Raw genomic sequence first — 21,445 nt, forward strand, 5'->3', positions numbered from 1 at the left:
AAAAAGAAGTTTCATACTATGTTTGAGAATTTATCAGAACGCTTAGGCCAGACATTACGAAATGTCAGCGGTAAAGGGCGTCTTACTGAAGACAATATTAAAGAAACGCTACGCGAAGTGCGTATGGCGCTACTTGAAGCCGACGTTGCGCTACCCGTAGTAAAAGCGTTTGTTGCACAGGTAAAAGAACGTGCAGTTGGTACCGAAGTAACCAAAAGCCTCAAGCCTGGCCAAGTATTTATTAAAATCGTTCAGTCTGAACTAGAGTCGGTGATGGGGGAGGCGAACGAAAAGCTTAACCTCGCAACTCAACCTCCGGCTGTTGTGCTTATGGCGGGCTTACAAGGTGCGGGTAAAACTACGTCTGTAGGTAAACTTGCGAAATACCTAACTGAGCGCGAGAAAAAGAAAGTGATGGTAGTGAGTGCCGACGTTTATCGTCCGGCCGCTATCAAGCAGCTTGAAACCCTTGCCGGTGAAGTGAATGTCGCTTTTCACCCGTCAACGATTTTACAAAAGCCCATTGATATCGTTAACGATGCCATTGTTGAAGCGAAGAAGAATTTCTTCGATGTACTACTAGTGGATACAGCAGGTCGTTTGCATGTCGACAACGACATGATGGACGAAATTAAAGAGCTTCACGCTGCAGTTAAGCCAATTGAAACTCTGTTTGTGGTTGATGCCATGACCGGTCAGGACGCTGCGAATACGGCAAAGGCGTTTAACGACGCGCTACCGCTAACTGGTGTCATTCTTACTAAGGCGGATGGTGACGCACGAGGTGGTGCTGCGCTATCGGTTCGTCACATTACGGGTAAACCTATCAAGTTTATCGGTATGGGCGAAAAGGTAGATGCACTTGAGCCTTTCCACCCTGAGCGTATTGCGTCTCGTATCTTGGGCATGGGCGACGTACTTAGCCTTATCGAAGAGGTTGAGCGTAAAGTCGATAAGTCGAAAGCAGAAAAGCTCGCCAAAAAGGTACAGAAAGGAAAAGGCTTCGACCTGCAAGACTTTAAAGATCAGCTTGAGCAAATGAAGAACATGGGAGGCATGATGGGAATGCTTGATAAGCTTCCTGGCATGGGCGGTATGTCTGATAAAATCAAAGATCAGGCAAACGACAAACAGTTTAATCAAATGGAAGCCATCATTAATTCGATGACACCAGCTGAACGAGCGCGCCCAGATATGATTAAAGGGTCGCGTAAGCGCCGTATAGCAGCCGGCTCAGGTACGCAAATTCAAGACGTAAACCGTTTACTTAAGCAGTTTACGCAAATGCAGAAAATGATGAAGAAGATGTCTGGTGGCGGCATGAAGAAGATGATGCGTCAGATGAAAGGCATGATGCCTCCGGGTGGCGGTTTTGGAGGCCCTGGAGGTCCAGGCGGCCCGGGTGGATTCGGCGGTCCTGGTGGGTTTGGCGGAGGCGGTGGCTTCCCACCACGTTAAAAGACTATCGCATTACTTAACAATGCTTAAAAACCTCAATCGCAGCAATGCATTGAGGTTTTTTATTTTTTTTGCATCCAGTTTCACTCATCAATCGTTTGGCTTGTTGAACAGGACGTGAGCAGTACTTATCGCATCGCGCGTTTAAGTGACGTCTCTTCACGAATCAACAAGTACGGAGATGAAGATGGAATTCAATAAAACATCACAGCAAAAATTAAAACTGTCACTGTTGGCGACGGCAATGGTTCTCGCGCTAAGTGCCTGCGACGGTGACGACGGAACAGATGGTGTCGATGGGACTGATGGCGCGCCTGGCCAAGATGGTGCACCCGGTCAAGATGGAACCCCAGGCTTCGCGTCTGCGACATTCTTGGTCGCAAATAATGGCGATGACAACCGCAATACGGTTACTTCGATTGACCAAAACGCAAATGTTTTGTCTACGGTAACCACTGGAGCGAATGAGGGGATTGTATTCACGCAAAGCGGAAGCTTGGTACAAGCTGGCGACAGTGATTTACCGTTATTAAGAACGCTTTGTAATTTTGAAGCTCAAGCCGACTACATGATGAGTACAGGGCATGAGATAACGGGCGCAACTACGGGCCTTGTTAATCCGAAAGGTATTGCCTTTGCTGAAAATGCAGGTTTAGTTATGGTGGCTGACTTTAACGGTCAAAAGGTTAGCGTATTCGGTGGCCAAGCAGCAGGCAATGTTGCACCAATTGCAGAAATAATGACCTCAGCAAAACCATGGGATGTGGCCTATGACGAACAAAGCGATAGATTGTTTGTTGCACTGACCGATGGGACACTCGCGGTTTACGATAATGTCGCTGGTTCTGATTTTGCGCCCACAGTTATGCGTTCAGTGGTGCCTTCAGATGCAGACGGAAATCAAATATCGATTAATCTGCACGGTATCGCTTACGAGCCTATGTCTAATCGTATGGTATTGTCAGACGTTGGCGATGCTGCAATTGCTGATGATGGTCAAATTTTTGTTTTAGAAAATGTCTCTACGGCTGACGGGGCTGTTGTACCAAGTAGAGTGATTGGCGGCGCATCGACCCAGCTTGGTAATCCAGTAGACATTGTTTTAACCGGTTCTGATCTTCGCGTGGCGGAAAAATCCAATGACGCCATTTTGGTGTTCTCAAACATATTCAACGGTGCTAGTGGCGACGTTGCACCAACACTATCAACGCCTTCAGTAAAACCAGAGTCGTTGGCCGAGTTAACTCAGCTGAACGAGATGAAAGACGCATCGGACGATGGCATAACTACCATGCCTATTATGGGCCTTTCGGTATCAAGTAACCCTGCAAGCGAAGGTGCAACCACGGGGCAAGTAGCGCAATACAGCGCTGTACTTTCCAGTGAGCTAAGCACTTTTGACGCTGGTATGAGCATTGAGAGTGCCGCTTTCACGGCTAGCGGTGATGGCGTCATTACCTTCGATGATGTTGAAACCTCAACGGGTGGTTTACTCGTGATTAATCGCCTCAAAACCATGAGAGACGGTATGATGTATAGCGATAGTTTCGACCACATGATTGCGGGTAGCGATACAGGCTTGATTGCACCTAAAGGGTTAGATATTGCCTCAGAAGCAGGTGTGGTATTTGTGGCAGATGTTAACGAAGCTACTCCTGCCGTTCGCGTATTCTCGCCTTGTGCGTCAGGCAATGTTGCGCCTCTATTAACACTTGAAGCGGCCAACGGGGCGCGCCCTTGGGATGTAGATTACGACCCATCAACTGATAGCGCGTATCTGGCGTTAACTAACGGTTCGGTTGCCGTGTTTGAAGAAGTGATGCGCAAAATGGAAAGCGGTGAAACCGTAATTACGGGTGAAGACAGGCTGATTGTCCCTGCAAGTGGTGGGACAGCATTTGCCGCGCCAACCAACATCCATGGCATAGACTATGATAGCCAAAGCGATAGTTTGGTCATTTCTGATGTAGGCAGCGCAGCGGATGCTACTGACGGTAAATTGTACGTGATTCCTGGCGCAGGCAGTGCTGATGGCATAACGGATGTATCCGTCAATATTGCAGGACCGAACTCAATGTTGGGTAATCCGGTAGACTTGATGCTCAGCAATGGTCATGTATATGTTGCTGAAAAATCAAATGGCATGATCCTGCGCTTTGACAATATTCTAGATGCAGCCTCGGGTGATATTACGCCCAGCTTTAGCATGATGTATCCCGCACCAGAGTCGGTAAATGTATTGTCAGTGAAGTAAAACAACTGATGAACAGCCTTGTAAAAACCGTTCATTTCATCGCTGTTCTATGAAAGCTCAATGCTTTCGCTAAAGCGGCACGTACCTAATCAGTACGTGCCGCTTTATATTTATTTGGCGTTATTGGGATATTCAAAAGCTTTGCCAACTAACTTTTAAACAATAGCATGCTTTATAACCAACAAATCACCGCGCATCTGTGCAAATTCGTGAATTCATAATACACTGACGGGCTACATCGTGCGCATGTGCTCGCTTTCTTTCAGGTATGCAACTTTTACCCTATCAAAGCAGGTACAGTTTTGTGCTGTGTGAGCGTTCACGCGGCAGAGTTATTGATACAGGAACACTATGGCAGGCTTAAAACGTATTATTCTTATCGACACGCATTTACCAGGCGTGGTCGAGCTAAAGCTTGATGGACACACCAATATTTGTGGTACCAATGCGTCGGGTAAAACCACGCTTCAACGACTTATTCCCGTGTTTTACGGCGAGTACCCAAGTCGCGTGGTACCGGCAACCCGTGACAGCTTTGAACGCTGGTATTTGCCTCGTTTATCTAGCTTTATTATTTATGAATACACGCGTGCTGAAGGTGACCTGTGCCAAGCAGTGTTAAGCTCAAACGGAACCGGCGTCAATTATCGTTTAATCGGCAAGCCATTTGAAATCAGTGATTATTTGATAGAGCAAAAGAACGGCAAACACGCTAGTGTAAGCAGCGCCGAGCTTGCACGCGCCATGAAGCGTAACAACATATTGGTTACGAGCTTACTTAATACGAAAGACTTCCGTGCCATCATTCAAAACGACCACGGGGTGCTTAACCAGAGTAACAATGCCCGTGAGCTATTAGGCTACGCCAAAATCTTTAGCCTTTGCGAACCGTCGAAACACATGCGCCACATTGAGAAGTTGGCTAAAGCGGTTCACTCTAAAGAAGGCAAGATGGAAACTATCAAGGCCATGATTGCCGCCATTTTAGAAGAGGATGGTGTTACGCCACCTACTTCAGGCCTAAGCCGCCACCGCGTCGATGACTGGATTAAAGAATGTCACTTAATTAAACAGTTCGACAAAATTCGCCCTGAATTTTCTAAACTCGAACAAGCTGACATGGCGCTAACCACAACAGAGCAAGTGCTTGCTAACCTTAAGCATAGTTTCGAGCTTGATAAGACCTACTTGGCTGCGCGCGTTGAAACAACAAAGAATGAACTGGATGAGAATAGCTTCCAGCGCAAACAAACTGACAGCGAGTGGGGTGATACCCGTGATCACCTAAACCAGGTAATTTCATCTGCTCGTGCTGATGTTGAGAAGTTCACCAGTGAACTTGATACGGTAGAGCGTGAATTCGATAAATGGCAAGACGAAAATATTGAGCAGCTTAAAGAAGACGTCGCAAATTTGTCGCAGTGGCAAAATGAAAAGGCCATGGCCGATAGTCGCTATGTACTGCTTACTGAAAAACACCAAGATATTGAGTCGGCCTACAACAAGCGCTTGGCTGAGCTAGGTGAAAAGCTGTCAATTACTCTAGAAGAAATGTCAGCCGCACGCCAAGAAGCCGCAGAGAATAAAGCTGAGCAGCAGCAGAGCGAGCGTGAAGCATTAAGTCGCATTCAGAGCGACTACAATAGCCAGCTAAGCGCGCTTCAGAACGATTACCAAAATAGTTTGAATGAGCTAAAAGTTGCTGAAGCTGAACTAAAAGCTTCACTAAGTAACGCAGGCTACAACGAGTTTGAACAATCTCAGCTAGATATTCTTGATGCGGCCATCAAAGAAGCATCTATCAATGAAGATGCAGCGCGTGGTGAGCTGCGACAAGCGCAGCAGGCGCACAGTAAATCAGTTGAGTTTCGCAAAGAATGTTCAAATGCCTTAGATAAAGCACGCAACGCCTTTCAACAAGAAGAAAAAGCGGTTAACAAGATTAATGCGCTTCTTTATCCTGGCGAAGGCTCGCTACTTGAGTTCTTGCGCGCCAATGTCGATGACTGGGAGTTATCCTTAGGTAAAGTTGTGCGCCCTGAGCTACTAGAGCGCACTGATTTAGCGCCTGCTATGGCAAAGGACGCACAAGGCGCCAGCCATACCTTTATGGGCGTTAAGTTAGCGCTTACTGAACTTGATACCCCAGACTATGCCTTTACCGAGCAAGCGCTTAAGCAGCAACTGCAAGAAGCTGAAATTCGTCAAGCCGCTGCCCTTGCTGCGCAAAACGAATGCGAACAGCGCTTGGCGAAAGCGAACGAAGATGTGCGCAACGCCGAGCTTGTGGTTACCCAAAAAGACAACGCTGTTAAGAGTGCCGAAGCCAGCCGTAAACGCGCACAGCAAGACCGCGATACGGTACTTAGCGAATATCAGCAGGCGCTTTCTGCACGTAAGCAAAAAGCCAAAACTAAGCTTGAAGCGAATCAACAGTCGCAAAAGCAAGCGAAGGCACAATTTGAGCTTAGTCGTGACGAAATCAAAGATCAGCAGCGCGAAGCGGAAACCGAACACAAGTTCCATTGGCAGCAGCTTATCGCTGACAGTGAAGCACGTATATCTCAGCTTGATAGCGACATGCGTAAGGCGAAAGACAACGCTGCACAAGACCGCAAAGATATGCAGAGCTGGCTGGAAAGCGAATTAAGTAATCGCGGTGTGGATGTTGATGAAATAGGTCAGCTTAAAAAGCAAATCAATAAGCTTAAAGAAGACATTACGCGCACTGAAACCCACCGTCATAAAGTAGCCGACTACGAGCGTTGGTACACTAACGTGTTTACCAAGCAAAAAGTGGTATGGCAGGAAGGCTTGTCTAAGTCGCGTAAGTTATTGGGCGAATCTGAGCGTAATTTAGCCAGCAAACAAGCAACCTATAAAGCTAACCGCGAACAGCTTCAAGAGCAGCACGGACAGCTTGAAACTACGCTTAAAACTGCCAGTGAGCACCTAGAACAGGTTAAAACCTTAAGTAAATCTCTTGCCAAGCTTACGCTTCAGGCAGGTGATGAAACGGCTGAAATTAAGCACGACGATGTAAGTATTGGTCAGCGTATTTCAGAAGTGCAAAGCCAGCTTCAAGAGCGCGAAAACTTACTAAGCGATATTCGCGCCTATGTAGAAAGATTCGACCAGCTTATTGCCGCGCAAGCGGGCACAGGGCTATCTGATACGTGGGAGCGCGCCCGCGAAGAGTGTGCAACGCTGAACGCCCACGGCGTGAAGAGCTTTGATCATCGCCGTATGGTGTCGCATTTAGCACAGCTTCTAAACGTGATTGTTCCGCAGAAGCTACAGGGCTTGCGTGAGCAAGGCCGTATCTTTGGTGCCGATCTTTCGCAATACTACTTTGTACTTGCCGATATCGACAAACGCATTGTGTCGCAAAGCCGCCGTATTACCCAAGAGGTCGACGGCGACCTTTCTCTTGATGGTGTATCAGACTCGGCTGTTAAAATTCGCTCACGTATTAGTGAACTTGAATTTTGGCCTGAACTTGAGCAATTCAGAAAGCTCTATGAGCACTGGATGGAAGAGGGGGCTAACGAGTTACCGGAAGAAGAATACGGTCAAAGTATGCGTCGGGTTCTTGATATTCTTGGCCGTGCAGCGCTTACGGGCGGCATTAGCAAGCTACTTGATATCGAGCTACACCTTCGTGAGGGTAAAAGTGACCTTGTCATTCGTACCGACCGTCAGCTTAACGAGTCATCAAGCCACGGTATGGCCTACCTAATTTTGTGTAAATTCTTACTCGCTTTCACCCGTCTGCTGCGCGGCGATGCCGACGCCACAGTGCATTGGCCTATCGATGAACTAGGTACACTTCACCAAAACAACGTGAAGAAAATCTTTGAAGCGTGTCAAAACAATAACATTAGTGTAGTCGGCGCATTCCCTAACCCAGAGTCAGAAGTATTGACGTTGTTTGAAAACCGCTACTTGATAGATAAGGTAACCCGCCAATTGCAGGTGGTTCAGCCAAAAGCAAGCTCTATAGGGGCGCGCATTAAACAGAAAAAAGAAGCAGAAAAGAACAGTGAAGTAGCAGGTGAGGAGGCATCAGCATGATGACAGAACAAGGCCGTGTATTAAGTGCACTTCTACAAGGCGCGTTTATTTGTCAGGTGACCGATGAAGAGGCATGGCGTTTTCTTAAATCAAGAGACAACGCTGCGCAGTTGGAACCTCATTTAGCGTTATTAAATCGTACATTATCGACCACCGCAGAGGGTGACGTATTCTTTGCCAGCTTCCTCACCATTGGTGAGAACGAGCGCAAAGTGCTTACACAGCAGTTCCAAGATACAGCATCTAACCTAGTGCCTCTGGTAGAGTGGTTGCTGCTGGTTCAGCAAGCCAATGAATCTGATATGCCCATTACCATGGGTAGCGCTATTCGACTAAACGAGCTGCAAACTACCATTGAAGACACCCCCGCCTATGCTGAGCAGTTAGAGAAAATATCGCGCTATCGCATGTTTGGTTCTACCAGTGTGAATTTGGATGGTCAGCTAAAGCAGGTGTTTAAACGCTTAACCGAAATGGGTTATCTGATTAAGCCAAACCCAGATAAACAGATTTATCTGGGCACTGGCAAAATTGAACACCTTTATGAAATGCTACGTTTCATTGATGAAACTGAAGCGCTGAGTTTATCAGAGCAGGCGGAGGCCGCTATTTCGCAAGGTAGCTTGATATGAGCCAGGTGTTAATTCAGGCAGGGACTAAACTATTAAACGCATTGGGTCGTCACAGCGACCTTATCATGCAGGCGTACATTAATGGTTCAGTAAAAGAGCGTGATCACAGCCCTAAGGTATTAGAACAGCTTGTTCAATTAGGCGTATTGTGGCGCCCAGAAGCGCAAAGCGAACTGCGTTTGAAAAGCGCGGTGAGAACCCTTTTAGAGGGCAGCTTACAAGACGAGCGCAACCGAACTATCAACGCCAATATTGGTGCGTCGCTGGCAAGCCTTAAAACCCTAACCGAGCACTATAAAGAAGCCCTTCATTACAACAAGTACAATGAAGCGGCAGCCCACATGGGCGATTTAACCGAGCATGTCTATCAACTTTCAGAATCATTGAGTAATAGCGTACGTGTCATGTTTGGCCGTATTAACAATGAGTTTGGCTACGTGTCTTCGGTTGAAGCTAAAATTCGCGAAAATGAGCTAGCGCAAGGACAGGTAACCGACTTACTTGCCCAGCTTGAGTGTTTCCGCTTCGATGAGTTAAGTGAACTGGCGGGTTCCAACCGTGAACTTCGTCACTTGCTGGTGGTGTCGCTACAGCAGCGCTTTGCCAAGGCCGCACAGGAGCTGTCAGTAGTACAAGCACGCTTATTAGACTTGTTGGGTCGGTTTAGAGAGTTCCAAGGCCGTACACGCTTGCTTAAAGGCTTCTTGCTACACATGGAGCAGCAGCCTGATTTTGCGCCAGGCAACTACGCTAACCTGACTAACGTACCTGTGTTGTTTAACCAATCGGACGCGATTATTGCTAACGCTGCTCCAGACGTGAACAACGTTGAGCATGAAGCCGATTACCAAAATATAGTGGCGTCGTTAACCCACGTACACAAACGTCAGACTAAGCACGAAGACACGAAACCAGTCGACATTGATGTGACTGAGCAATCGACCTTGTCACTTGAAAAAGATCCATTGCAGCAAGCGGTAGAAGCGTATTTCTGTGAAGTCATCGATTCTGGTCAGCCTAAAACGGCGCTGGATTACTTTGAAGAACAGGCTTTAGACTTTGACCCTGAAGTGTGGATTTATCAGGTGATCGGGGGGTATCAAGCCCTAAACGATGAAGATAAGCAGTTTTTTGCATTAGAATCCCACGGTAATAACGATAAAGTCTATACCGGTAATTTCTACATCAACGACATCACGTTGGGCTTGCGTTAACGTCATTTCTTAATTTTACCCATCGCCTGTAAAAGTAAGTCTGGCCCACGCTTATCAAGGGAGTGCCAGGCTTTCATACAACGTCAACGGTTCAAATTTAAACGTAAGTTAACAATGTTGATTAACTTCGTTCTTTTCTTTTTCACGCCAATTTTTGCGATGTGTGACACTTGGAACCTGTCAAAAAACACCTATAATGCAATAGGTGTTTACACTTATTTAACATTGTGAACTAAAAGCTTCATCGCGGCGTAACACTATCGTCAATTCAGCGGTCTACATTATTAGCCCTGTTAAACCTTGGAACCAAGTTAAAGGTTTATAGGTCCTATCGTATTTCAACAACGACGCGTTATTGATGCTTTGGGTGTTAAATAGCTCGGTGTAGACACAAAAAAATTATCGCTACTGCTAGGACGCAGAGCATGTTGTGGTACTGCCGCGTACAGTACGAAGAGGAAGAGTGTTATGCAATTATCAGAACAACAAAGTTTTAACCAAGCCCTTATCAAGCTTTCAGTATTACTTTATCAAGTCGACGGAATGGTCACACTGTCGGAACAAGACTACCTGAATGCAATGGTTGAGTCTTTAGACTGGCAAAGCCCAATCTGTCGCGAAGCATTTCTAAACGACACGATATACCAAACGCGAAAGGCCATTGACACCGGTGATGCCATTACGTTTTTACGCAGCTTAAAACATGACTTGTCGTTTGATGCTGAGAAAACACTAGAAGTGGCGATGGCGATCACAGGCGTTGATGGCGAGCGTAGCGAGGAAGAAACCGAGCTTCTATCATTACTTACCCATAAATTACTCGCCAAGGCATTAGTTTCGGGTAAAGATACACTGCAATAATCGCTTTTTATTGCCACAGACCTAAACGTTAACAATGCCAAATTTTACCGTTAAAGCAGCACACGCATGTGCTGCTTCTCTCGCGCTGTTCTTATTGAGCGGCTGCCATTCGTCGCACAGTTCTCAGTTCAGCGCCAGTGCACAGGCCTTCCCGGTTGGTGTGCAGCCTTTCGATAATTACCTAAATGAAGTTGAACGTTACTTGCTTGAACATAGGGCATTTATTTCTGACGACAAAGCACAAGAAATGTCCATGAATATGCCATTTGAATGCGGCACACAATACCGCAATATTGGCGTCTTGTTAGTTCATGGATTGGGCGATTCACCTTACTTTTTTCGTGATGTTGCCAACGCCATGTGCAGTGAGGGCATTCACGTTAGAACCATCTTGTTGCCGGGACACGGCTCAAAACCCGGAGACATGCTAAATGTTAGCTATCAGCAGTGGCAGACAGAAACTAATCATCACATACGACTATTTTCCGAAGAAGTAGACAACCTCTACATTGGTGGCTTTTCGACGGGCGCTAACTTGACCACAATAGCGAGTTTTTCGATGGCTGAAGAGCTTGATATAAAAGGGCTAATGCATTTTTCACCAGCCTTTAAATCACGCTTCTTTGTGTCCCGTTTAGCGCCTTATATTGACTCATTATTTCCCTGGCCTAATGTTGAAGAAGAAGATAACCCAAGCCGCTATAACTCCACTGCAATGCCAGGGTTCGCTGCCTATCAAGAAAGCGTAAATGTGCTTCAAGATTTATTCTCTAAATCGGAAAAAGAAAAGCGTGCGTTGAATTTACCTGTGCTTATGGTGGTGGCAGAAAAAGACAGTGTGGTTGACACAAAAAAAGTATCTGAACAGTTTAGAGATAATTTTACTCATCCACACAAGTGTTTATTGTGGCAGGGTGAGGGTGAACCCGATGTACCTGAAAATACACTCGTCATGCAAACCATGAAGGTTCCGGAGCAGCGAATTAGCGCAGCCTCCCATATGAGTACACTTTTTTCAGATAAGAACCCGCTATATGGTACTTCGAGTGACTTTCGCATATGTGATAACGGTCAAGGTAGTGACGCTGAAGCGCGCTGCAAAGCGGGCGAAGAAGTGTGGTATGGGCCGTGGGGATTTGAGCCCGATAACGCTGATGAAGAGTTAGCAACTAATAAGAAAGATAAAGTGTATGCAAGGCTAACCTACAACCCTTACTTTGATAGAATGGTCGATCAACTACTCGCCTTTACTGGTAAAGCCAAAGTCAAAGCGTTCTGTAGAACCTACTAGGGCAGTAGGTTCTTAATCCATTTGAAAGCTCTAGCATCAGCCGTTTTTTAATAAAAAAACGCCCAAGCCTTAACGCGGGTAGTAACACTTGTTGTTACAACACACGTAGCTTGGGCGTCTCTCTTAATTCTCAAAGCAAACCTAGCGCACAGTCGCCGTTTAGGTGCCGCTTAAATAGGCATAGCGCCTACTTAAGCGGGTAAATCCTAGGAATGCTGTGCGTTGGCTTCTTCCATTTCCTTCTCAAGCTTAGCGCTTTCGTCTGCACGTGGCTTGGTAAATCGGGCAAGTGCAAGATACAAAACCGGTGTCAGGTAAAGGGTAAATACTACGGCAATACCCAATCCACCAAATACGACCCAGCCAATAGCATTACGAGCTTCTGCGCCAGCGCCTGTGGACAGAATGAGCGGCAGGCCACCTAGTATTGTTGAAACCAGCGTCATCATAATAGGGCGTAATCGCACTCTACCAGCCTCGACAATAGCATCGTAAATATCATAGCCTTTATCGCGAAGCTGGTCGGCAAATTCAATCAAAAGAATCGCGTTTTTGGCGAGAAGACCTATCAACATTACCAAGCCAATTTGCGAGTAAATATTAATGCTGGTGCCGGTTAAAAACAGGGCATAGACCGCGGCTGCAATACCAAAAGGAACGGTAAGCATAACCACAACCGCACTGTTCACACTTTCAAATTGTGCAGCCAATACAAGCAGTACAATAACAAAAGCCAACACATAGGTAAGCGCTACTTGCTTAGACGTTTCTTCGTAAGTTTGTGCTTCGCCAAGAAACACAAGTCCGATACCGTTCGGTAATGATTCTGCCGCTAGATTGCGAATATTTTCCACTACATTACTAAGCGCTACGTCTTCGGGCAATTCCATTTCCAGCTTAATTGCGCGGCGCTGTGCCTGACGCTCTAATTCAGCGGCAACACCTTCTTCACTGATGAAAGCTACGCTAGAAAGAGGCACCAAGTTTCCGTCGGTACTTTTCACATACAAGCTAGTAAGCTCAGATGGATCTAATGTACTGCGATTATTAGTTTGCAGCATGATAGGGATAGATTGGTCGCCCACATTCAAATCTGCGATATCATCGCCGTTCACAGCGGCGCGCAGGGTACTTGCTATATCGGTAAGCGGCACGCCCAGTTCTTCAGCACGGCGTCTGTCAATATTTACTCTCATCTGAGGTTGGGTAGGGTCGTAGCTTATTCTCGGTCTACCTAGTTCAGGTAGTGCATCTTCAATCTGACGAGAGAACGCTTGTGAAGCTTCGAAAATGTTTTCATAAGTGTCGCCAGTTAAAGCTATTTCAAGCCCGCCGCTTTGACCGCGAAGGTTCAAACTATTGCCGCCGAAGGCACTACCTGGTGCACCAGGAATTTGCTGAAGCTTAGGGCGTATTTCATTTACTACTTCTTGCAGAGATTTGTCTCGGTCATCCCAATGCTTCAAAGGCGCTGTGATAAAGACGATGTTGGGATCCCACGAACCGACTACCGTGTAAATGGAATCTATGGTGCCGTTATCCACATAGGGAAGCAGCAGTTCTTCCATCTTTTCAGCTTGTCTGTCCATAAAGTTTAGGCCAGCACCGTCTGGACCTCGTGCAAAAATACGAATTGTGCCTCTGTCTTCGCTTGGCAGTAATTCATTATCGATATTTTGCGATAAAATATAAGCGCCACCGCCTGCTGCTAAGCTCAACACACCAACTACCCAGCCATATTTGAGCGCTTTTAATAATGACGCCTGATACAGGCGCAAACAAGCGTTGCCAAAACGGCCAAAGGTCTTGCTAAACAAATCGCTTTCTTTCGCTTCTTTCACCTTAAGTCGGGCGGTAAGTGCAGGAACCAAGGAAAGGGCAACGAAAGATGAGATTATAACAGCGCCAGCTAATACGCCTCCAAACTCCCTGAATAAAAGCCCTGCAGTAGAAGGAAGGAATGCGATGGGAATAAATACTGAGGCGAGTACTGCGGTTGTTGCTACTACTGCGAAGAATACTTCTCGTGTGCCCACCACGGCTGCCGCACGGGCACCTAGACCCATACTTCTGCGACGCTGTATATTTTCAGAAACCACAATAGCGTCGTCTACTATCATACCCGTGGCCAATACAAGAGCGAGGAGGGTAAGAATATTAATGGAAAAGCCCATGCCCCAAATAATAGCCAGTGCACCCGCTAGCGAAACGGGTATCGACAGGGCAGGGACGATGGTGGCACGCCATGAACCAATAAACACTAAGAGTGTGACCACGACTAACGCCACGGTCAAGCTGAGTGAGACGACCACTTCTTTAACCGAGTCGCGGATAAACTCTGCATCATCGGACGTTACTACGATATGCATATCAGTAAAACGCTTGTCGAGGTCTGCGACCATGGCCAGCACTTCATCTGAAATCTCGATCGTATTAGAGCTTGCTTGACGTATTACGCCAACGCCTATGACTGGCGTTCCATCCAAACGAACTACGCTGGTGGTGTCGGCAGGGCCGAAGTACACACTGGCAACATCATTAATGCGAATGTCACCGCTTACAACAATGTTACCCACATCTTCTGCCGATACCGAAGTTGCATCAGCTCGCACGATTAACGCTTGTTCGGCAGATTGAATACTGCCAGCGGGTACATCAAAAGGCGCAAGCGATAGTGCATTAGCAATGTCACTCATCGATAGGCCAAAACTGGTTAATCGTAGAGGATCCACAGAAACGCGCAGCACACGCTCTCTTTCTCCATCTAACATAACGTCGGCAACGCCAGGAATGCTTAAAAACAATGGTGCTACATCGGTGTCGACACGTTCGGTGAGCGTCTCCATGTCCAAGGTATTACTTGAAATAGCAAGGCTTACGACCGCCTGAGCGTCGCTGTCGGCCCGAATGATCGATACTTGTTCGACATCTTCCGGAAGCTGTCGCTGAATTCGACTGACCGACTCACGTACTTCGTTAGCCGCGTCTTCCAAGTTAACGCCGGGGCGAAACTCAACCCGAACACGGGCCGAGTTTTCTTCACTTTGCGCATAGATGTCTTTGACGCCACTCACACGCGCAACCGCACCTTCAAGGCGACCAGTTACTTCGGCATCTACTGTTTCAGGAGATGCGCCGGGAAATTCTGCTGTAACGGTTACCTGAGGTGTATCTACATCGGGCAGTTCGCGCACTTCAAGACCGCTCAATGCAGCAAACCCAGCGATAGCAATAAGTAGATTTAGTACAACAATAAGAACCGGGCGTCGAATAGATAGCGATGGTAAGTCGCTAACTGACGAAGATAGGTTTGGATCACTCACCTTGAGGCCCTCCGGCCAGTTCGGTAGTAATCTCTTGTCCGGTACGTAAGCGTTGTACACCTTCAGAAATTAGTGTGTCACCTTCTTCAATGTCGCCCGAAACAAGGATAGTTCCTCTAAGACGCTGATGAACACTCACGTCAACACGTTTAGCCTTACCGTCTTCGGCAAGCCATATGTAAGCGCCAGTAGCTCCCCACAAAAGTGCGGCTTCTGGAATGGCAGCAAAGCGATCGCCTTCAATGCTTAAATTAACCCGAAAGCTCATGCCAGGGCGAAATTGATCAGAAGAGTTGTCGAGTAATGCTCTAGCGCGAAGCGTTCTATCAGCCTCATTGATACGAGAATCAACCTGAGCTATCTCGGCTCTTACTAGTTTCTCTCTGTCACTCCATGGCTCAAGCGTTACGTTTGGCGCATTCAGTAAAACGGGCAATGCTGCTTCAGGCGCTCTGAAGTTAATAAAGAGTTTGCTTCTGTTATCCAGTGTAGTGATCACAGTCTGCTCGTTAATACGGTCGCCTACCTCAACATCAGTAATGCCTACAATGCCATCAAAAGGAGCAACAATGTGTCTGTCTTCTAAATCTGCTTGAGCCTCTTCTAAGGCAACTTCCGCAAGGTCGCGTTGGGTGCGAGCCAAATCTAACTCGCTCACAGGTACAGCGCCTTGTTTATAGCTTGATGCTAATCGTTCTACAGTACGCTGGGCATCTTCCAAGGTAAGCTTGGCGCGTTTTAATGCCGTTTGCTGACGTCTATCATCAAGGCGAACAAGCACCTTGCCTTTTTCCACTGACTGACCTGGGACAAAGTTAATTTCCATGACTTCATCAGAGACGGCAGGATAAAGCACAATAGAACGAACGGCTTCGGCACTGCCAACGGCTTCTACCTTTCGCGTTTCGCTCATAAAATTGATGGGCTTGGTTACGACGAGCTTTGCTTGTCTGTCTCCCATAAACTGCGCGTTAGCAGTTGACATCATCATTAAAAGAAGAGCGCAAAGACACGTCCATGTCTTCATTGCAACATAGAATGAATTTTTCATTATAAACCCGTAGCGTTATTGGAACCTGTGCAGAAAAAGCTGCTGGTCCTTTTATTTTTGTATTATCAAAACGTATGTTTTGCAGTCGATTAGTCGACTTCGTTATTTGTACCGTATAGCACCACAGGCGGTTCAGCTAAGCAATTGCAGTTCAGCGTATTCCCTGTACAGGGTGTCGCTTTTCATTAAGGATGCATGGTCGCCGCTTCCTACGACTTGACCTTTATCCATGACCAAAATTCGGTCGGCGTGTTGAACCGTTGCAAGCCGGTGAGCAATCACAATGCTGGTTTTGCCCACCATTAACCTATCTATCGCTTGCTGAACCATACGCTCACTCATCGCATCAAGCGCACTCGTCGCTTCATCGAGAAGTAAGATTGGGCGGTCGGCCAAAATAGCGCGAGCAATGGCAATCCGCTGTTTCTGACCGCCTGAAAGCTTCACGCCTCGTTCGCCTAACTGTGTGTTATAGCGCTCATCAAGGTTATCGATAAATTCGTGAGCGAACGCCTGTTTCGCCGCATTTATTACATCGTCATCACTTGCGTTAGGGCTGCCGTAGCGAATGTTCTCCAACACGGTATCAGCAAAAACCACAGGCTCTTGAGTGACTATCGCAATATGTTGGCGCAGAACGTCTACAGGCATTTTGTTGATTGGCGCACCATTGAACAGTATTTGTCCGGCACTTGGGTCGTAGAAGCGCATTAATAATTGAAATAGTGTTGTTTTGCCTGCGCCACTTGCTCCTACCAGAGCAAGACGTTCTCCTGCTTGAATGTTAATGTTTAAATTATCAAACAAAGGTTTGCTGTTGGGGTAAGCAAAGCTGACATTTTCCAATTCTATTTTTGGTGCCGCTTTGGAGATTATCGGTTTAGCGCTTGCTCCTTTTAATGCTGAGTACGTTGAAGAAGCAGAGGCTTCAGCTGTGTCACCATTCAAAGATCGAATAGAAGGCTCAGTGGTAAATAGCTCGTACAAACGCTCACTTGCACCAACACCTCGCTGTACTTCACCAATGACTTCGCTGATTGTGGCCACACTGCCGCCAGCCATTACGGCATAAAAAAGGAAAGCGGAGAGTTCACCTACGGTCATAGTGCCGTCTAATACTTGCCTTGCCCCCACCCAAGCAATGAAGATGATGGCCGTCATACTGATACACATGATGCAGCCAATAAGTAGTGAGCGATAGTGAATACGCTTTTTAGCTACGTCCATGGCAAGCTCTACCTTTTTAGAAAAATGCAGTCGTTCGGCATTTTCAGCGGTATAGGCCTGTACGGTCATAATTTCATGGAGACTTTCATCAATTCGTGCACCCAAGTCTGCCACTTTGTCCTGGCTTTCTTTGGCATAACGGCGCACTTGAGGCGCCAGTACTTTGATAGGAACCAGCACTGCGGGTACTGCAACAATTACACAGAAGGTAAGAAGGGGACTAGAAAACGTCATAAGCGCCAGCGCACCAACGAAAGTCACGACCGAGCGAAGGGTCATCGACAAACTCATTCCCACTACAGTCTGGATAATTGTAGTGTCGCTGGTAAATCGAGAAATGACCTCGCCAGTTCTAAGTTCCGCAAAAAATGAAGGCGGAAGAGACAGCAAGTGCGCATATACTTGGTTTCTGATATCAGCACTAACGCGCTCGCCAAGCCAAGTCATTAAGTAAAAGCGCGCATATGTTGCTAAACAGGCCACGATAGTAATGGCTAGCACTAATACTGTGGCTTTGTTTAACGTATCCGCTACGTTTTCTATGAAGCCGCTGTCGATAGCGTACTTAATGCCTTGCCCAAGTAAAAGCCATGCAACTGCGGCCGTGAAAAGTGCTATAACTGCACCTACAACGCGCGCTTTGTAGCGAAGTAAATGTGAGCCAATCCACTGTAAGACTTGTTTGGTTGATACACTAGCGAGTGGTGTCGTCAAAATTACCTCTTCATGCGCATAACTAATTCATAGCGTTGATTTCGCTACGCTTATTAAAATTCATTATTTGGATTATACGGCAAAGCATGTACATTGGACGTAGGCAATGCGATTACAGCGGCAGTATTTACGCTGGGATGAAAGTTAACGTCGCAGAAGCAAAGCAAAATAGTTAAAACGGGAAAATAACGATGAGTGAGACACGTACTTTGTATTATGTTCATGATCCAATGTGCAGTTGGTGTTGGGCATTCGTTCCTACTTGGGAGCAAATACAGCGTGAGTTACCCAACGACATTGAGGTTGTCTACTTGCTTGGCGGGCTCGCACCGGATAGTGATTTACCTATGCCGGAACAAATGAAACTTACTATTGCAGGCTATTGGCAAACTATTCAAGATCGTGTGCCTGGAACACAATTCAACTATGATTTTTGGACAAAGTGTCAGCCTCGTCGTTCGACCTATCCTTCGTGTCGAGCAGTTCTTGCAGCAAAAGCGCAGGCTAGAGATAGCGATGAAGCAAAAGCATTAGAGAAGGCAATGATCAAGGCAATTCAAGAAGGGTATTACCTGAATGCGAAAAACCCGTCGGATTTTGATACCTTGATAGCATTTGCTGAAGAAATAGGGCTTGATGTCGAGCGCTTTGAAATAGCACTCAATAGTGAAAGTACAATTGAAAAATTAAACGAAGAAATGCATATGGCGCGTAGTATAGGCGCCCAAGGCTTTCCCAGCTTAATACTCAAGTCAAACAAATTTGCCGGGGCAGAAGAGACAAAATCACAAGCGCTTAAAAAGCCACAGTGGCAAAACGTTCCCTACGACTATAACGACGCAAGTGTAACGCTGCGTCATCTATAATCGTTATTGAAAAAAGCGAGTACTTTTAAACTGTGCCTTCCTTGCATTGTTCAAGGCGTAAATCTCCCACCGACTTTGGGTATTCAACACGGGTTGTAACGATTTCAGAAACAGGGACGCCAGAATCCGTTTCTTGGAGCCATACTTTCATATCGTGATGGTCACGAGATTGGTTGAGCGAGTAACGCTTGCCGCCTTCTAAGTTTACATCTAGCCTAACTATCGCCTCGCGAGTGGTACCATCAGGCAGGTCAGTGTTTACGACACTGGCTTGAACAAATAGAAAATGCTCTCCCGGCTCAACATCCCGAAGAACTAACGCACCGTTAGGGCGTTGGTTAAAACACATCAACTTTACGTACTCTCGCTTATTGTCAAAGGCTTCTCCGCGGTTAGCGAAAAAGTCTATACGAGCTTCATTGGGTTGGACTTCTGCTTGTTGTGTGACCATATCTGTAGCGGATGAACACGCGAAAAGTGGAGCAATTAATGTAGCGAGTATGAGTGATGATAATTTCATTCGAATAATCCTTCTTCGTGATCCATTTACTGAAGCCTTTGATTAACAAATGCGCCAGAGAAAAACTAAAATCCAGTTAACTGCCATCCTTTAAACTGCATATGGGTTAAGTTTTTTATCCACACTAAATCCTAGTGCTACGTTAACAATACACCACCAGATGATATTTTAAAGAAATTTGCGAAAGATCATGCATGTGTATTTGCGTTCTTAGGCTATCACCTACTTACGGGAGCGATATTGAACTAAACAAAGGATAAATCAGGTTTTCACTTGCATTGAGTGGTGATATCCGTATAATTCGGCGGCCTTCTAATTGGTGTCTGATTTTTAGACGTTGGTTGAAGGCTTAAGTTAACGGTAACGCTACAACGAGTTTGAGGCATTTATGGTTACTATTCGTTTACAGCGTGGTGGCGCGAAAAAGCGTCCATTTTATCAACTAGTGGTGGCTGATAGCCGTCGTGCAAGAAACGGTCGTTTCATTGAAAACATCGGTTTCTTCAACCCAACTGCACAAGGTCAAGCGGAACGTCTTCGCGTAGATCTAGAGCGTGTTGAATACTGGGTTGGCGTAGGCGCGAGCTTATCAGATCGCGTTTCTAGCTTGGTAAAAGAAGCGAAAAAATCTGCAGCGTAAGCTGTTATTAACTGGTGGTATAGATGAGTCTAGCGTCTGACAAAGTGATTGTTGGCAAAATTGGCGCACCGTACGGTGTTAAAGGTTGGGTCAAAATCAACAGCTATACAGAAACGCCAGAAGGTATTTTTGAGTACGCGCCATGGTTTCTTGGCGATGAAAAGGAATACCAAATTGACCAGTGGCGACCGCACGGTAAAAGCCTCGTTGCAAAAATTGTGGGCGTTGATAGTCGAGATGATGCCGAGCGCATCAAAAACTTGGATATCAACATAAATGCTTCACAGCTGCCTGATTTAGGCGACGAAGGGGTTTATTGGCGTGAGCTCACCGGCATGAAAGTAGTAACAACGCAAGGTTACGACTTGGGTGTGGTGAAAGAAGTGTTTAATACAGGTGCTAACGACGTGATTCACGTTAAAGCGAATGTAGGCGATGCTTTTGGTCAAAAAGAAAGACTATTACCTTTTGTGTTCGACGAAGTCGTACAAGAGGTGGATAAGGAAGCGAAGGTCATTAAAGTTGACTGGGACCCGGGGTTTTAAGTGACACCGGAAAAGTGGTTCGGCGTTGTTAGCCTGTTTCCAGATATGTTTGCCCCTTTTACCCAACAGGGTGTTATAGGTCGAGCAGTTAAGTCTGGAACGTTATCGGTTGACACCTTCAACCCCCGTGACTTTACACATGATCGCCATCGTACAGTAGACGATCGCCCCTACGGAGGCGGACCCGGTATGCTGATGATGGTAAAACCGCTAACCGACGCAATACAAGCTGCCAAGAAAGTTGGTGGCGAAAAAAGTAAGGTGATCTACTTATCACCACAAGGGAAACCCCTTGACCAAGCAGGCGTACAGCGCCTTGCTAAGATTGACCGCACAATTTTAATTTGCGGTCGATATGAAGGCATCGACGAGCGAGTAATCGAAAGCCATGTAGATGAAGAAGTCTCTATTGGTGATTACGTGCTAAGCGGCGGTGAACTGCCAGCAATGGTCCTTATGGACGCGGTTGCTCGATTAGTTCCTGGCGTGTTGGGGCATAAAGCCTCAGCAGTTGAAGATTCTTTCACTGACGGTCTTTTGGATTGTCCGCATTATACGCGGCCCGAAATACTTGATGGTCAAAAGGTACCTGATGTGTTGTTAAGTGGGAACCATGAAAAAATTAGGCAGTGGCGATTGATGCAATCATTAGGTAGAACCTGGCAGCGTCGCCCTGAATTGTTAAATCACCTAGCTCTGACTGAGGAGCAGCAGCGTTTGCTTGAATTATTCCAAGCGCAACTGCAGCAAGATGACAGTTAACTAGGACGAGAGG

At 46.5% G+C, this 21,445-nt stretch carries 15 protein-coding genes; 11 read left to right on the plus strand and 4 right to left on the minus strand.

What is annotated here, in order from left to right:
- Positions 1-18 precede the first annotated feature (18 nt).
- From ffh to MHN02_RS08930, 7 genes are all read left to right on the plus strand, one after another.
- Positions 19-1,458: a signal recognition particle protein gene (ffh, locus tag MHN02_RS08900; RefSeq protein WP_014948819.1), complete on the plus strand. Its 1,440-nt coding sequence runs from the start codon at positions 19-21 to the stop codon at positions 1,456-1,458.
- Between the two features lie 187 nt (positions 1,459-1,645).
- The gene (locus MHN02_RS08905) at positions 1,646-3,712 is read left to right on the plus strand and encodes a hypothetical protein (protein ID WP_239245625.1); all 2,067 of its coding nucleotides are present in this window, start codon (positions 1,646-1,648) and stop codon (positions 3,710-3,712) included.
- A gap of 351 nt (positions 3,713-4,063) precedes the next feature.
- Positions 4,064-7,786 (plus strand): ATP-binding protein, encoded by a 3,723-nt coding sequence (locus MHN02_RS08910; RefSeq protein ID WP_239245627.1) that lies wholly within the window; start codon positions 4,064-4,066, stop codon positions 7,784-7,786.
- Positions 7,783-8,418 carry a hypothetical protein gene (locus MHN02_RS08915; RefSeq protein ID WP_014978725.1) on the plus strand — a complete coding sequence of 212 codons (636 nt, stop codon included), beginning with the start codon at positions 7,783-7,785 and terminating at the stop codon, positions 8,416-8,418. The genes MHN02_RS08910 and MHN02_RS08915 overlap by 4 nt, the downstream gene beginning before the upstream one ends.
- Positions 8,415-9,632, plus strand: coding sequence for a phosphoenolpyruvate carboxylase (locus MHN02_RS08920; RefSeq protein WP_110287768.1), 1,218 nt, complete (start codon positions 8,415-8,417; stop codon positions 9,630-9,632). The genes MHN02_RS08915 and MHN02_RS08920 overlap by 4 nt, the downstream gene beginning before the upstream one ends.
- A gap of 468 nt (positions 9,633-10,100) precedes the next feature.
- Complete coding sequence (locus MHN02_RS08925) at positions 10,101-10,493, plus strand: TerB family tellurite resistance protein (protein ID WP_014948825.1); 393 nt, start codon at positions 10,101-10,103, stop codon at positions 10,491-10,493.
- Positions 10,494-10,527: 34 nt separating this feature from the next.
- A complete protein-coding gene (locus tag MHN02_RS08930; protein ID WP_239245629.1) occupies positions 10,528-11,784 on the plus strand; it encodes an alpha/beta hydrolase in 1,257 nt (418 codons plus the stop codon).
- 206 nt (positions 11,785-11,990) lie between these two features.
- On the opposite strand, the gene MHN02_RS08935 is transcribed toward MHN02_RS08930, so the two are convergent.
- From MHN02_RS08935 to MHN02_RS08945, 3 genes are all read right to left on the minus strand, one after another.
- Positions 11,991-15,107 carry an efflux RND transporter permease subunit gene (locus MHN02_RS08935; RefSeq protein WP_156086122.1) on the minus strand — a complete coding sequence of 1,039 codons (3,117 nt, stop codon included), beginning with the start codon at positions 15,105-15,107 and terminating at the stop codon, positions 11,991-11,993.
- Positions 15,100-16,158, minus strand: a complete 1,059-nt coding sequence (locus MHN02_RS08940; RefSeq protein ID WP_156086123.1) for an efflux RND transporter periplasmic adaptor subunit — start codon at positions 16,156-16,158, stop codon at positions 15,100-15,102. Before MHN02_RS08940 ends, MHN02_RS08935 begins: the two co-directional genes overlap by 8 nt.
- A 132-nt stretch (positions 16,159-16,290) precedes the next feature.
- On the minus strand, positions 16,291-18,099 hold the full coding sequence (locus MHN02_RS08945) for an ABC transporter transmembrane domain-containing protein (protein WP_239245631.1): 1,809 nt from the start codon (positions 18,097-18,099) through the stop codon (positions 16,291-16,293).
- A 191-nt stretch (positions 18,100-18,290) separates the two neighbouring features.
- Between MHN02_RS08945 and MHN02_RS08950 the strand changes: the two genes are divergently transcribed.
- Positions 18,291-18,965 carry a DsbA family protein gene (locus MHN02_RS08950; protein WP_061485214.1) on the plus strand — a complete coding sequence of 225 codons (675 nt, stop codon included), beginning with the start codon at positions 18,291-18,293 and terminating at the stop codon, positions 18,963-18,965.
- A gap of 25 nt (positions 18,966-18,990) precedes the next feature.
- Here the strand turns inward: MHN02_RS08950 and MHN02_RS08955 are convergent, their stop codons facing one another.
- On the minus strand, positions 18,991-19,485 hold the full coding sequence (locus MHN02_RS08955; RefSeq protein ID WP_061485216.1) for a hypothetical protein: 495 nt from the start codon (positions 19,483-19,485) through the stop codon (positions 18,991-18,993).
- Positions 19,486-19,873: 388 nt separating this feature from the next.
- On the opposite strand from MHN02_RS08955, the gene rpsP reads away from it, so the two are divergent.
- The 3 genes from rpsP to trmD are packed head-to-tail and all read left to right on the plus strand — an operon-like array spanning position 19,874 to position 21,432.
- Positions 19,874-20,125, plus strand: a complete 252-nt coding sequence (gene rpsP, locus MHN02_RS08960) for a 30S ribosomal protein S16 (RefSeq protein WP_014948832.1) — start codon at positions 19,874-19,876, stop codon at positions 20,123-20,125.
- A gap of 23 nt (positions 20,126-20,148) precedes the next feature.
- On the plus strand, positions 20,149-20,670 hold the full coding sequence (gene rimM, locus MHN02_RS08965; protein WP_039233395.1) for a ribosome maturation factor RimM: 522 nt from the start codon (positions 20,149-20,151) through the stop codon (positions 20,668-20,670).
- Positions 20,671-21,432 (plus strand): tRNA (guanosine(37)-N1)-methyltransferase TrmD, encoded by a 762-nt coding sequence (trmD, locus tag MHN02_RS08970; protein ID WP_081106070.1) that lies wholly within the window; start codon positions 20,671-20,673, stop codon positions 21,430-21,432. It begins immediately after the preceding gene.
- Positions 21,433-21,445 lie beyond the last annotated feature (13 nt).

This window comes from Alteromonas sp. CNT1-28, from assembly GCF_022348345.1.
GTDB classification, from domain to species: Bacteria; Pseudomonadota; Gammaproteobacteria; order Enterobacterales; family Alteromonadaceae; genus Alteromonas; species Alteromonas macleodii.